The organism is Leisingera sp. S2M4 (assembly GCF_055398055.1).
In genome coordinates this window covers 571,537-585,832 of sequence record NZ_AP040861.1, presented here as the reverse complement: position 1 = coordinate 585,832, position 14,296 = coordinate 571,537, and the positions used below count along the sequence as shown (strand labels likewise).

Genomic DNA, 14,296 nt, shown 5'->3' with positions numbered 1-14,296 from the left:
CCCTAAAGAATAGAAAAAACATAACAAAACCAACACGGAGACTAGACTATGATCAGACGAAATTTCATTGCCGCAGTTTCAAGCCTGACCCTTTTGGCCAGCGCCACATCTGCATTGGCAGAGGACGTGGTTCTGCGCTTTTCCAACTGGCTGCCGCCGACCCACCCAATTCTGACTGATATGATCGAGCCCTGGGCCGCAGAGGTCAAAGCCGCGACTGAAGGCCGGGTGTCCGTGCAGATCCTGCCTGCCCTTGGGGCGCCGGGCGCGCATTTTGACATGGTGCGCAACGGTGTCGCCGACATTGCCTTTGGCGTCCACGGCTATACGCCGGAGCGGTTCAAACTGACAGAAATGGTCGAACTGCCCTTTACGGCCGAGAACGCGCAGGTCAATTCGATCGCGAACTGGCGCACCTATCAGAAGTACTTCATGGAGGCGAATGAACACGAAGGCACGCATCTGCTGGGCCTTTGGGTTCCGGGCTCTTATCAGCTGTTCACACGCGCTGGCGTGGAAGGCGTCGACGATCTGGATGGCCTGCGCATTCGTGTTCCGGGTGCCATTGTCGAACAGATCGCAACAAAGCTGGGGCTGGTGTCGATCTCCTCGCCGCTGACCGAGGCCTATGACCAGATTTCCCGCGGGATCATCGACGGGATGTTCCAGACCTATGGCACCGTGCTTGACTTCAACATGTCTGAGCACATGCCGGTTGTGATGACCGTACCGGGCGGCTTTGCCGCCTCCAGCCAGTTCATCGTTGTCGGCGATGCTGCTTGGAACCGCATCAGCCCCGAGGATCAAGAGGCGATCAACGCGCTGTCGGGTGAGGCGATGGTGAGCAAGTTCGCCACTGTCTGGCAGGCGCATAACGCGAAAGCAATTGATGAGCTGATGGCGGGCGGGCTGACGCGGATCGAACTGACCGGCGCCGATCTGGACGAGATGAAGGAGCGGCTTGCGCCGATCTGGGACCAGTGGACCGAAGACGCAAAAGCAAAAGGCGTGGATGCGGACGCAGCGGTTGCCTTTTATCAGGAGCAACTGGATGAGGTTGCCGAAGAACTGGGCGTGGACCGGAACTGAAACCGGATCGGAAAAACACCAGGGCAGGGCCATTGGGTCCTGCTTCACCCCACGCAGGGGCGGCGCAAAAACGGAACTGTTCATGTTTTACAAAATCGACGATTGGGATCGTGCCTATTCCAATGCTTCACATATCCACCGCAGCGACCGCTGGCCGGACGCCTGGGTCGCGCCCGCAGCAAAGTTCCGGCAGGACATGACGGAATTGGGGCGCGCGGTCCTTGATCAGCCCTATGGGAGCGGTCAGCGGCAACGCTTTGACCTGTTCTTGCCTGAAGGTAAGCCGCGCGGACTGTTTGTCTTTGTTCACGGCGGCTATTGGCACACCTTGGACCGCAGCTATTGGTCCCATCTGGCGGCAGGGCCTCTGGCGCATGGCTATGCGGTTGCAATGCCGGGCTACACTCTTTGCCCGGAGGTTCGCATCACCGACATAGGCCGCGAAATCGCACAGGCAGTGGACACGGCGGCTGCGCAGGTAGAGGGCCCCATTGTCCTGGCCGGGCATTCCGCAGGCGGGCATCTGGTGGCCCGGGTCTGCGCCCAGGGCTCCACCTTGTCGGAGCAAGCGCGAAGTCGGTTGTCGATGGTGATCCCGATATCCGGCCTAAGCGATTTGCGGCCATTCTTGCGTTTGAAAATGAACGAAAGCCTGCGTCTGGATGTCGAAGAAGCCATGCGCGAAAGCCCGGCGCTGCTGCATCCCCCCGAAGGCCTGCGGATGTGCTGTTGGGTCGGTGCTAGTGAGCGGGCCGAGTTTTTACGCCAGAATCGGCTTTTGGCGTCAATGTGGGCCGGGCTTGGAGCGGAGGTGGCAATCTGGGAAGAGCCGGACAAACACCATTTCGACATTTTCGATGCGCTTGCAAGACCTGAACACCAGATACACGGTCTTTACGATCAGGCTCAGCCAAGTCGCGACATTCGTACCTGGAGCAACGAAAGCGCCGCTTAAGCTGTAATTTTCCTAGAGCGGACCTTCGAGTTGCCCAGTTGGGGAAGGCGATGCCGCGCTTGGCACCGATGTCGGCGAAGCGCAGATAGCGACTTTTGCAAAGTCGACAGATCTTGCGGCTTTGCGGGCGATCCATGCCGCAGGCGCAAAAAGAAGAGCTGACCTTCGCCGCAGGTGCAGCGACCGACAACCTTCGAAGGTCAGTGGTGCGGGACTAAGAAGCTCTTGAGGCCAACGAACTGAACGGCTGCTTTGTCGAGCCTCAACACTGTTGGGCACGGCTAGATGAGCGTCGAATAGCTGTCGAGCGCCACGAATGTTGATTTCATTTAAGCCGTCAATCCAGTTGCGCTGATTATCGCCAATTGAACTTTCATCACCTCCACGTTTTGAAGAATCTCTCCGTTGCTAGGGAGCTGGTACTTGGCAAAGCTTCCCAAGACGGCTTGCTCTATTACCTGTGCTGTTTCAGCGTCCGAAACAGGATGAGTGAATGCGAGCCTCCACCTTAGGCCGGTTATCTCCGGCATGATGGTGTGGTTGTAGTGTTTCAGGCGGGCCTTTGGTTCGTGCGACATTCCGACCTTGATGACCTTCTTGTTGCTTAGCTCCAAAACATAGACGAACCACTCATCATGTTTACTGACGGAAACTGTGTAGTCCCCAGCTTGCGGAGTCGGGCCCGGACGATAGGTAGCTGTCCGCGGTCCAGTTTCACGTGCTTGAAGTTGCGACGTTTTGGGTGTTGGATCAGCCCAGAGCCTTTGGAATTCGACCTCCAATGCCTCGCTGTCAATCTCACCAGTCTCAGGTAGAAAAAACTCGCTCCAAACTTCGCGATCCACCGATCCGGCACCGGACAATCCAGCCCTTTTGTCCCTCGGGTCGATGTGGCGAAAGTTAAGCACTTTGTCGTGGACCCGCGTCAACGTTCGTCCAATCAAGGTGGCCGTTTGCGAGATGGGTGAACCCGGCGATTGAGAGAGAGTGCCGCCGTAAGTCTGATGATAGACACGTAAGGCCGCGATGCTCTGGGCACGGGACCACGAAAGGCCCGTGTTTTCCCAAAGCTCTTCGATCCGCTTAAGTTGGTCTCCTTCGACAACGTAATTCGACATATTAGCCATTTTCAGGATCGTCAGATCCTGGAGGATTGGGTCTTCCAGCATCCAGGCGCGTTGAATGACTTCTTTTTCGTTCGCGACCTCTTCGATTTTTAGGCCGACGCGACTTTTTCGGACGTTGGCGTCAGAAGGATCAATCCAGAACGCGCTTCCAGACCCATCGTCGGCACGTTCGCTGGCACTACCCAACAACCGGCCTTTTGCCACGATCCCCGCGACAGCCTTTTGTTTTCCCTGTGACCTCCAAATGTACACAGTATCACCTTGAGCCATTCGACCTGGGCTTTGGTTCGCCGCGTAGAGAATTTCTTTGGTTTCAGTGGCCAGAAGTCCATCGATATCGTAGTGATCAGGATTGCATTGAAATATCCAGGCGGTCACGGCGAGTACTTTCTTCAGGTTGAACAATGCTCAGTTAACATGCGATGATTTGCAAAGTCATCGAAACGCACAGGAATATTTAGTGCGCAATTTTAAGAGGTTCCGAGATGTTGGACTGCTCTACCCCCTGAAAAAACCAGATTCTGGCGGTCCAACGTTGGGCCTCAGAGCAAAACCCGCAAACTTTCTCGATAAACGAAGGACCAGTGTGGGCAGGTCATTTTATCTAGGCGAAGGCTCTGCGCAGTACCATGTCGCCAGAAAGGGAAGCGATACGGGTTGACTTCAGCGCAAGACACCCATCACCTTTATAGAAGGCAGAGGATGTCGCTCTGTCTCAAGCGCTTGAAACGTAAGAGATCTGTGTTCTCTTCATCGGTTCAGCTTAGAAAAAGAAACGAAAATGCCATATTTGGAAAAGATTGATTTCAAAACGACAAACGGAAGCCGCAAGACCGTCTACCTTCTACCAGAGCAATTTGAGGAACATGAAAGTTACATCACAGTTATTACAGGCAGAAATGGATCGAACAAAAGTCGAGCGCTTGGAGAGTTAGTTGCGGCCCTTACTGGAAATTCGGATACTTCTCAGGTCGTTTACGCTAAGAGGGAGACATACGAAAAGGATTATTCCATAATTTGCATCTCTGGAACGGCGTCTGATAGGTTTCCAGCAAAAGATTTAGGCGGCCGCCCAACAGAATTTGATCTGCCAAACTACGTATACATTGGGCAGCGTGTCGGAGCAAACCTTCTTAGCAAAAAACAACCTCTCGAAACCCTCCTGAATTATGCCCTGGACCCCGGAAGAAAAAAGCGTATTTTTCTGCCATTTTTTGGTGCGGCTTTCGATTTTGCAAACCTAAAACCCGAGCTGCATCTTGACCTTTGGCACAGCCGCCCCCGCACACCTAAGAGGTACAACTCAGAGGAAGAGCCTGAGCTGTTCGATCACTGCAAACGCATCGCAGAAGGCGATTATTTGGATAACAAAACCACCTTACCAAGACTATCAAAAAGTGCCGCGGCGTTTCTAATTCAAACCTTCGATCGCAAATGTTTCGATGATTTGCAGGAGGCGCTGTCCAGGAAAAGAAGGTTCCGCCTCAAGGTTTCGGCGGAAGAGGACCTGCACGATGGAATAGAGGAGAACGTTGCTCGCCTTGGATTGATGTGCGGATTATTGAAACTTAGAGAAGTAAGCGTAGCACCCATCGCCAAGGAGAAGACGTTCTCAGCTTTCGAACTTAGCTCAGGCGAATTCCATATTCTGACGACGATCCTGGCGCTAGGATTTGCGTGCCAAGACGATGCAGTAGTGCTAATAGATGAACCGGAAAACAGTCTCCATCCTGAGTGGCAGCTCGGGTTCATGGAGGCCTGTCAGGAAATTTTTAGCCACTTCAAGAACTTGCACGTTGTCATATCAACACATTCACCACTGATTGTTAGTGCCGTCAAACAGGGTAGCAGTATTGTCGATATGGAGGACGCAGATTTCCAAAGAATACAATCCGAAGATAGCTTTGGACTGACAAGCGACAGAATACTTTTTGATAACTTTGGGGTGACCTCGAGCCGAAATCCGTATGTAGCTGACCTCGTAAGCAGAGCGGTGGATGCTACAGAACTCGGAAAGAAAGGTGAATCTATTCTTGCTGAACTGCGCGAAGATTTACTTGATGTACAGAATGCTCTACCAAGCAGTGATCCCCTGCGCTTAATTATTGAGGCGCTAATTGAAGACGAGCGAGTAGATGGCACAGATTAATATCTGCTTTGAGAGAGTGAATCCGACACCTGGTTACCCTGATGGCTATAATGCCTCTAGCTATACTGGAGTAAAATGGGAAAGCCAATCAAAAGCGGTCATTGAATTTAAGAAGGGAGTAAAGGATGCGCTGAGAATTGCACAGGTGGGCAGATGCTGTTATTGTCGCCGCCCGCTTGGAGACATTCAAGATACACACCTTGAGCACTTCATTGAAAAATCCGCATTCTCTAAATTTACCTTCGAACCTCAAAATCTGGCGCTTTCCTGCTCTACCTGCAACTCTCAGAAATCCGCAGTTTTTCGAAAAATTTCATCTCGGTTATCAAAATCGATTAGCTTGATTGCTGGACGGAAGGTGGAGATAAAGCGGTGCCCCGTATTAAATAGATATAACTGCAGAAACATCTCCAACACCAGCGAATATCGCTGGCCCCACCCACACCTTGATGATTTCAGTGAGCATATATCAATTAGAAAGAATTGGGTATTTACCCCTAAAACAGCAAAAGGAAAGCGATGCATTAGAAGCTTGAAGCTAAACGCGCTCTACAGCTTAGAACGGCGGGCTGCAGCTGAACGCCTCGCAGGGCAACGCGGCCGTCTAGCATTTATTGCAACAGCAGTAAGTGAAACTAGCCAATTCACTGCACCGCAAGTCGCTTCATTGATTGCAAATGAAATCCGTCGACGCCGAATGCTGAATTCGGCTGGAGATTGATAGTTGTATTCATAGCCGCATGATAAACGAAAGAATAGAACGTATCTCCAAGAAACGGCCTGCGCCCTGTGGTCAATCCTGAGCAGTGCGGACAACGTCCGCGCTCATTGGAATCTAGTTAATGCGTCTATGATTTGAAAGGGCTGCGAGCCGTTCACACTGGCAGCGGTCACTACGACGCAAATACTGTAACCAACAGCTTAGGCTTAGTCCCGCACTGCGTCCATTCTCCAGTTTTAGAAGCTCGCAGTCGCAGCGAATGGCAGCAAAGGAAGGCTACGCTTCAGCACAAAGCCTCAGTTAGTTGCGCAAAACGGCCGCCTTTGCAAAGGTCGCTTCCTGCGCTCCTCCGACCTTCGAGCGGGGCGCAGCATCGTCTTGGTCAACTGTGCAGCCCTGGAGGTCTGCTCTCGGGAAATCTGGCTGGTTCCTTCGCGCTTGCAGCGAGGAAGTCGCCGCGCTTCGTACAAACGTCCGAATTGGGCTGGCTGCCGTCATTTGGCGATCAACCCCATGCCCATCTATGCAACGCTGCTTTTGCCGTATCGCCACATGGCGGGTTTGCGCTCGATTTTCCCAGTTCTCTACATGGACAGACATCATCCGCGAAAGTCACATGGCGGCGACGAAAGGTGGTGTGTGAACGGTGGTTCGTTTTCTGGCCAAAGGTTTGTGTAAAAACCTGCCAGTGCAGGTTCAACTGGCGTGTTGGGATGCGCGCTCATTAAATATTAAATAGCCGACGTATTCCGAGGCGGCTTGGTCTGTTAGGACCTATGGGAGTTCCCTTTCAAAAAGTGTCTTTGAGCTGTTTGGTCCGGCTTTTTGCAAAGCGGTAGGTTTCACGGTTCATCTAGGAAATATTGGCGTGGGGGGGAACCTGTCTTTCCGCAGAGGTTTTCTGCTTCGTCGAGTACTCGGTCCAGAAGGGTCAATATCATATCAACCGCTTGGTCATCCACGGTGAGCGGTGGGCGGATCTTCAGAATGTTATCCGCAGGTCCTTCACACCCGATCAATACGCGGTGCTCTCGCAACCGGTTCTTAACGTAGTTCGCAGCCTGCGTAGCAGGCGTGCGGCTGTTGCGGTCCGTTACCAGATCAACACCAATAAACAGTCCGAAACCTCGCACATCCCCGATCAGGGGGTGCCGCTCCGCCATGGTCCGCAGTCCCGCAAGTAATTGGGTGCCCATATGCTGTGCGTTCTTCATCAGACCTTCATCGTCGACGATGTCCAGCACCTCTTTGCCAATGCGGCAGGACAGGGTTGACCCACCGAAGGTCGAGAAAAACTCCGGTCCGCGGGCGAAGGCGTCGGCGATCTCCCGGGTCGTAACCACAACACCCAGCGGGTGTCCGTTGCCGATCGGCTTGCCCAGCACAACAATGTCTGGCACGGTGCCCTGCTGTTCGAAGCCGAAGTAATAGTCTCCCAGCCTTCCAAGCCCGGTTTGCACCTCATCTGCTATGCAAATGCCGCCCGCGGAGCGAATCCGAGCATAGACTTTGGCCAGGTAGCCCTTGGGCGGGATTATCTGCCCGCCGACGCTTGGAAACGTCTCGGCGATGAAACCAGCCAGTTTACCGCCGCGGTCTGCAATCGCGGCCAAGGCCTTGTCCACCTGCGCCGCGTATTTTTCGGCCCGGTCCGGATCTTCGCGGCGATGACGGCCGCGGTAATCGTCGGCGACCTCAACCAAATGCACCCAATCACTTTGTCCGATGCCGCCTTTGGCGTTAAATTTGTAGGCTGACAGGTCAATCGCTCCCGTTGTATTGCCGTGATAGCCGTGATCGGGAGTGACCATATCGCGCCCACCGCTTGCAGCGCGAGCCAAGCGCAGGGCCAATTCATTGGCCTCAGAACCAGAGTTGACGAAGAAACACACTGACAACGATTCAGGCAGTTTCGAAGTGATCTTTTCCGCAAAAGCTACCTGCGCGGGGTGCAGGTAGCGGGTGTTGGAATTCATGCGCAGCAGTTGGTCCGCCGCGACCGCTTGAATGCGCGGGTGTGCGTGGCCGACGTGCGGGACGTTATTGTAGGCGTCCAGATAGGGCCGCCCCCATTCGTCGAACAGGTGGTGGCGCCAGCCGCGCAGCAGCATCACAGGATCGGCGTAGCTGAGCCTCAGGTTTTCGCCAAAGCAGCGCGCTCGCTCCGCCAAAAGCTTGGTTTTGTCGGCTGGCTGGTAGACCATGTCGGCGTCCGGCAGGTTAAGAAGCGCGGCCGGGTTCGGAGAGAGCGCTCCCCAAAGGCCCAGTTCGTCCGGGTCAGCGGCGCCGGGCCAGTGTTCAGCTATGCCCTCGGTGCTGAGTATTAGCTGGAAATGCACATGCGGGTGCCAACCGCCACACTGCGCCGCATCGCCCAGCCGGGCAAAGGCCTCAGCCTCTTTGATCTGCTGACCTGCTTTCAGACGGCCACAGACCTCTGGGTCGAGATGCCCGTAGAGGGTAAAGAAGGGATCCCCATCTGGCGTTTCATGACGCAGGACGACAACGCCCCCTTGGCCCGGGCGGCCGCAGCGGTTCTCTACGCTGTGAACCGTCGCGGGAACCGGGGCAAACACCTGCGTTCCCGCAGCGCAAAAGACATCTATCCCCAGATGCACCGTGCGGCGGTTGGAGGCCTTCCACGGCCCGGTTTGAAAGGCAGGACCAGTGTAGACCAACCTAGGCTCGCCGTAGTATCCTAGCCAGATGTTCTCGCTGCTTTGGCCGTCCGCCATCGCTTCGGTTTCGGCTGCAAACGGGTCGCTCGGGATGACCGAGCGCTCCACCGACAGGCTGCGCATCGCCATTCCATCCAGGGGTTTACCCACCACCGGTGCAAACTGGCCCCGCTGGTGGTCGAGCCAAGACAGGATGCGCGGGGCTGCACCGGTAACCGGCAGGCCGCAGGCCGCACGAAGGCGGACCTTGATCAGGTCGCCGCTGACGCTGGGATTTTCGAGAAACTGCCAAGCGGGTTTCTGTGAAATCACAACATACGGATCATCTGGATATTCACTGGCCATTAGCGCCGAGTTGACGACGCTGACCGCCAGCCGCATCCGCAGCAGCGGCCACAGCAGATCAACGTCTGCCTCGGTGAGGGGCCAGATGCTATGATATCCGGCCACTACGGATTGCAGCGCCTTTTCGGGGTTCTCCTGACCAAGAACCATGTAGGCGCAAGTAATCGCCAGGTCACAGATGCGCGGCCCGGCGCACATGTCGCCGAGGTCGATCAGGCCGGAAACGCGCGGTGGCTCACTCAGCGAGCCGCGGACCAATATGTTGTAATCATTGACATCGTTGTGGATTGCCACGTTAGGCAAATCTCTCAGAAGCGGTAAAACGGCGGAGAATTCCGCGACGATACAATCGAGGAGCGCGCGCCGATCGTGACTCTCAACCATGTCTAGACAATCAAGAATCCAATCCGATTGCATTAGGTTCCACTTGAAGTCACGTTCAAGCGCGGGATGGGCGAAACCGGATAAGGCAAGCCCCATTTGCCCGACGGCGCGCCCCACATCAAACATCAGTCCATCGGTCTGCGGCTTGAACTCGGCAAAAGTCTTCCCTGGAAGCCTCTCAATGACCCAGACCAGCCGCTCAGCCCCACCCTCGTCCGCTACGGCCAAGAACATGTCGCCGCGGATGCTCCTGCAGACTGCGGGAACGTGGACGTCGGGGGCTTGTGTCCTGATGTGCTCAAGCGCACGGCACTGCAGATCAATGAAACTAGCCTGGCAGTCTGGCCGCATGATCTTCATGACATAGTCATGCTCCCCTTGCGCCAGAAAATTCTGGTCATACTCACCGTTCAGCGGTGTCAGCGCGGCAGTGATGCCCCAATGATCGCTTAGAACCTGTTGCCAGTGATGTACCATCGGGTGATCGCTCCTGCAGTTCGAATATATGTCAGGGCGCCGCAATCCGCGGGCTGGCGGACTACGAAAGAGGGCGCAGACGCCCTCGCGGCGCTAAGAATGCTTGTTTGCAAAGGCTTGCGCCCAGCAAGATTGGCGGGGCGTCAGGTCGGAGACAGCTCTTCAAGTAACTCAGATGTGGTGCGCTGGCGGCAGTAGCCCTGTACGGCCGAAATGGAATTTTCTTGTCGTTCGGGACTATAGGTCAGGCAGGCATCTGTTACTTGTGTCACCAGATAACCCAGATCGCAGGCGTCGCGGATGGCGCTCTCAACGCATTGATCGGTAATAAGCCCGCTGATCACCAGTTGTTTGATACCTAAGTTGCGCAGAACATAGTCGATATGCGTCGACACGAAGACCGAGGAAGATGACTTTGGCAGCACGATTTCGTCTTCGCCGGGAGCCAGCGCATCGATCACCTTGCCGTCCCAGGCACCCTTGGGCACGTTGAAGCCGGTGATCTTGTAATCGAGACTGCGGTCACGCCCGTCCAGAGTGAGGCTTTCGATCGTCGTATACATCACCTCAAGCCCGGCGGCGCGGCTGGCCTGCTGGAGCTGCTGCATGTTCGGAATGACCCGGCCTTCCAGCTCCGCGAAGTACCAGCCGTATTTCTCTGCGACTTCGGCCTCCGGCATGTTGACGAATTCGGCGCCCTTGCGATGGGCGCCAAAATTCTGAACGTCGATGAACAGAAGGGCGGTTTGCTGCGGATCGACGGGAATGTCTCGGCTCAGTGTCATGTGTTTCTTCCTTAAAGCAGGCTTTCGATGGCGGTGCGCAAAAGACCGGCCCAGCGGCTTTGGCCCGCGTCATCGGCGATCAGGTCGTTGCGGATTTCAATCAGGCTGTGTGGCAGGCCGCTGGCCTCGCCGTGGCGGGGGACGAACCAGTCGGACTCGTCATCGATCTGATAGGGCTCATTCATGCCCACCGACAGCTCCGGTGCTTGCTCCAGCAAGGCGTGGCGCAGTCTTTCAGGTGTGTCTGCATCGCCGCGGTAGAGGAAGGCTATGTCCCAGGGACGCACCTCACCGGCCATCCGGGCGGTAAAGCTGTGGATCGAGATCAAGAGCTGCCGTTCAGGCTGCCCCCGGGCCTCTGTGACAGCCGCCTGGTAGGGGGCGAAAATCCCGGAAACCCGCGCCGCGCGGTCCTGCTGGGTCAGGCCGCGGTTGCCGGGAACAGGCGTTCCGTCGCTGATCAGTGGCATTGCGTCGGGTGCCTCCGGCGGCCGGTTGCAGTCGATCACCAGTCGGCTGTATGTCTGCAGAACCGCAGGTGCTCCCATCGCGTGGGCCAGCTTGCGGGTCACTGCCGCGGCGCCGATGTCCCAGCCGATATGGCGGTCGAGGTCTGTGCGCGACAGCCCGAGGCCGGACAAGCGTTCCGGGATCTGCTGCCCCGCATGTTCGCAGACCAGCAGAACCGGATGGCGGCTGGCGCTATTCAGAACCTCCACCGGGGCTGGGTCGCGCGGACCCAACAGCGTCGCAGGATCGGATTTGACGTTTCCGTAGGTCACACTTTTTCCGCCTTCAGTGCGAGGGATGGGATTAGTCCGTTGGGCCGGAACAGGAGCACGGCAACAACGATGCACAGGCCAATCGGGTCGCGGAACTCCTGCAGCTCCTGCGGCAGAAAGGCGGCAAGGTAAATCTCGATAATTCCGAGCAGAAAGCCCCCGGCTACCGCACCGCGCAAGGATCCCAGACCGCCCAAGATGGCTGCGATGAAGGCCTTCAGTACCGGTGTGAAGCCCATCAGCGGATCTACCGAGGCACGCTGACTGACCCACAAGACCGCTGCGACACCGGCCAGCAGTCCGGACAGGGCAAAGGCGCCGGCGATCACTGTATTGGCACGGATACCCATCAGCCTTGCCACGGCAAAATCTTCGGCTGAGGCACGCATGGCGATGCCTGTTTTCTGGTGTTTCATGAATCGGTCAAGGAACACTAGCATGATGACCGTTGCCGCGATCGCGGCGATCTTGTTGACGCCGATAATCAAGCCGCCGAACTGGACGCTGTCCGAGAGGAATTGAGGAAGCACCACAGCCTGGGATCGCGCTGAGATCAGGTTCTGAAACAGCACCTGGAGGATCATTGCAATGGCAAAGCTGGTGACCAGCATTGTTGCACCGGAGGCATTGCGGACAGGGCGGAAGGCGATCCGCTCCATCAGGACTGCTGCCGCCACTGCTGCGCTAACGGCCAAGGCGACGGACAGAACAAAGGGAAAGCCCGCAAGCCCGCAGTACATCAGGACATAGCCGGCAATTGTCATCAGTTCACCGTGGGCGAAATTGATCAGCCCCATAATGGAAAAGACAACCGCCAGCCCCAGCGCGAGCAGCGCATAGGTGCCCCCCAAGGCAAATGCATTAACAGTCTGCTGTAATATCAGGTCCATATCAGCCTGCTCCCAAATAGGCAGATTGCAGTGAATCCGACTGTGCCAGTTCTGCAGCAGAGCCCGCTGCGACGATCCTGCCGCCAGACATCAGGTAGCCACGATCTGCGACTTCCAAAGCCATGGCGACGTTCTGCTCGACGACGGCCAACGTCACCCCTTGATCGCGCAGCAAGGTGATCAGCTCGAACACCTGCTCGACAATCTTCGGGGCAAGCCCCAGCGACGGCTCATCAAGCAGCAGCAGCCGGGGGTTGCTCATGAGAGCGCGGCCGACGGCCAGCATTTGCTGCTGCCCGCCCGACAGCGTGCCGGCGAATTGATCGCGGCGCTCATGCAGGATGGGAAACAGCGTGTAGACACGGTCCCAAGCTGCTGCCACGGCCTGTTTGTCGCGGATGCCGTAGGCACCCATCAGCAGGTTTTCTGCCACGCTGAGGGTGCCGAAAACACGGCGCCCTTCCGGCGACAAGGTGAGCCCTGCCGGGGCCAGGGTCTCAGGAGCGTTGTGGGTGATGTCCGACCCGTCAAACATCACTGTACCGGCGGCGACGGGAACAAGGCCGACAAGGGCATTAAGTGTTGAGGACTTTCCGGCCCCGTTGGCTCCCAGAAGGGCGATGATTTCGCCCTCCCGGATTTCAAAGTCGATGCCGCGTACCGCTTCGACTGCTCCGTAGTGAACATGGAATGATTGAACAGACAAAAGCGCTGACACCGGTACGCTCCTTATTGCATGCGTGGCGCTGGGATCAGCGAGGCGTCTGGTGAGGGCTGCCCGACGAGTTCACGCTCGCCGTCCGCAACGCGGATCAGCGAGACCTGGCGAACCGGCATTCCATCCGTGCCTTTGTAAGTGATGAGGCTGGTCGCCCCTTGAACATTCTCCAGCCCGGCAATCGCATCGCGCAAGGCGCTGGGTTCCACTGATCCGTCTGCCGCTAGTACAGCGGCCTCCAGAACCTTGATCAGGTCGTAGCCGACTGCACTGAAAATCGTTTCCGGCGGCGCGCCGTTGGCGGCTTCATAGGCGGAGTTGAATGCTTCTAGCGGACTTCCAGGCGTTGCATGGCCTGCGGTGGTGAAAACGACGCCCTCGGCAACGTCGCCCAGCGAGAAGGTCGTCGGGCTATCGATGCCGTCAGAGCCTATGACCTGGCCGGTCACACCCGCCGCGCGCAGCGCCTTCAGCAACGAAGGAAAGTCCGGCTCATAGGCCGACGTCATGATGACATCCGGCTGCGGGTCCAGCGCTGCAACCTTGGTGGCGATAGCGGAAAAATCCTGCTGGCCGATGGTATTGGTTGCCTGCCCGGCGATGGTTCCACCCAGTTTCTCGAACACTTCAGCAAAATAGAGCGGCATCGTAGTGTACTGGGTGTCGGGCGAGTAGATGATATAAGCGTTGCGGTGGCCCTCGTCCCAGGCCCATTTGGCGGAGACGGTCGCCTGCACATTGTCGCCCGGGAAGTTCGAGAACATGTAATCGCCGCCGATCATCGGCAGGGTCGGCGAGGAGGCGCAGGTCGAGATTGCCGGGATCTGCGCCGAGGAAATGACGCCGATTGCAGCCAGCGCCGGATCGGAGTCGCAGGGCAGCACGATCACGGAGACACCGTCATCCGCCAGCTCTTGGGTCGCAATCGAAGTTTGCGCCGCATCGGACCGCACGTCCTTTTCGACAAGTTCGATCTTGACGTCGCCGCCAATGCCGCCCTTTGCGTTGATCTCGTCGGCGGCCAAGCGCATCCCGCCAGACACCGGCACGTCCGCGTAGGCCAGGGCCCCGGTTTGTGCTGTGGCGACTCCGACGCGCAGCGTTTCGGAGAGGGCGGGAGCCGCCGCAAAGGCGGCAGCCAGAGTGGATGATAGAAGCAGTGCTTTCATGGGTAAGTCTCCGTCTGTTGGGGTCTG

Annotated in this window: 11 protein-coding genes; 4 read left to right on the top strand and 7 right to left on the bottom strand. The window is 56.7% G+C overall.

Annotated elements, in window-relative coordinates; all coding sequences use genetic code 11:
* Positions 1 to 48: 48 nt before the first annotated feature.
* Both ACZ52D_RS02885 and ACZ52D_RS02880 read left to right on the top strand, forming a co-directional pair.
* Positions 49 to 1,089 (top strand): TRAP transporter substrate-binding protein, encoded by a 1,041-nt coding sequence (locus ACZ52D_RS02885; RefSeq protein WP_369924561.1) that lies wholly within the window; start codon positions 49 to 51, stop codon positions 1,087 to 1,089.
* The gene (locus tag ACZ52D_RS02880; protein ID WP_464442496.1) at positions 1,052 to 2,044 is read left to right on the top strand and encodes an alpha/beta hydrolase; all 993 of its coding nucleotides are present in this window, start codon (positions 1,052 to 1,054) and stop codon (positions 2,042 to 2,044) included. Before ACZ52D_RS02885 ends, ACZ52D_RS02880 begins: the two co-directional genes overlap by 38 nt.
* A gap of 329 nt (positions 2,045 to 2,373) precedes the next feature.
* Here ACZ52D_RS02880 and ACZ52D_RS02875 read toward each other — a convergent pair whose 3' ends face one another.
* Complete coding sequence (locus ACZ52D_RS02875) at positions 2,374 to 3,576, bottom strand: EVE domain-containing protein (protein ID WP_464442495.1); 1,203 nt, start codon at positions 3,574 to 3,576, stop codon at positions 2,374 to 2,376.
* Between the two features lie 385 nt (positions 3,577 to 3,961).
* Here ACZ52D_RS02875 and ACZ52D_RS02870 point away from each other — a divergent pair, with 385 nt between their 5' ends.
* Together ACZ52D_RS02870 and ACZ52D_RS02865 are read left to right on the top strand one after the other, a co-directional pair.
* Positions 3,962 to 5,320, top strand: coding sequence for an ATP-binding protein (locus ACZ52D_RS02870; protein ID WP_464442494.1), 1,359 nt, complete (start codon positions 3,962 to 3,964; stop codon positions 5,318 to 5,320).
* Positions 5,307 to 6,041, top strand: coding sequence for an HNH endonuclease (locus tag ACZ52D_RS02865; RefSeq protein WP_464442493.1), 735 nt, complete (start codon positions 5,307 to 5,309; stop codon positions 6,039 to 6,041). The genes ACZ52D_RS02870 and ACZ52D_RS02865 overlap by 14 nt, the downstream gene beginning before the upstream one ends.
* Positions 6,042 to 6,883: 842 nt before the next feature.
* On the opposite strand, the gene ACZ52D_RS02860 is transcribed toward ACZ52D_RS02865, so the two are convergent.
* From ACZ52D_RS02860 to ACZ52D_RS02835, 6 genes are all read right to left on the bottom strand, one after another.
* The gene (locus ACZ52D_RS02860) at positions 6,884 to 9,925 is read right to left on the bottom strand and encodes an aminotransferase class III-fold pyridoxal phosphate-dependent enzyme (RefSeq protein WP_464442492.1); all 3,042 of its coding nucleotides are present in this window, start codon (positions 9,923 to 9,925) and stop codon (positions 6,884 to 6,886) included.
* 143 nt (positions 9,926 to 10,068) lie between these two features.
* On the bottom strand, positions 10,069 to 10,710 hold the full coding sequence (locus ACZ52D_RS02855; RefSeq protein ID WP_464442491.1) for a cysteine hydrolase family protein: 642 nt from the start codon (positions 10,708 to 10,710) through the stop codon (positions 10,069 to 10,071).
* 11 nt (positions 10,711 to 10,721) lie between these two features.
* Positions 10,722 to 11,492: an N-formylglutamate amidohydrolase gene (locus ACZ52D_RS02850; RefSeq protein WP_464442490.1), complete on the bottom strand. Its 771-nt coding sequence runs from the start codon at positions 11,490 to 11,492 to the stop codon at positions 10,722 to 10,724.
* Positions 11,489 to 12,382 (bottom strand): branched-chain amino acid ABC transporter permease, encoded by an 894-nt coding sequence (locus ACZ52D_RS02845; RefSeq protein WP_464442489.1) that lies wholly within the window; start codon positions 12,380 to 12,382, stop codon positions 11,489 to 11,491. The genes ACZ52D_RS02850 and ACZ52D_RS02845 overlap by 4 nt, the downstream gene beginning before the upstream one ends.
* A gap of 1 nt (position 12,383) precedes the next feature.
* Positions 12,384 to 13,100, bottom strand: coding sequence for an ABC transporter ATP-binding protein (locus ACZ52D_RS02840; protein ID WP_411352325.1), 717 nt, complete (start codon positions 13,098 to 13,100; stop codon positions 12,384 to 12,386).
* Positions 13,101 to 13,111: 11 nt separating this feature from the next.
* Positions 13,112 to 14,269, bottom strand: coding sequence for an ABC transporter substrate-binding protein (locus tag ACZ52D_RS02835; RefSeq protein ID WP_065331252.1), 1,158 nt, complete (start codon positions 14,267 to 14,269; stop codon positions 13,112 to 13,114).
* Positions 14,270 to 14,296: the final 27 nt, after the last annotated feature.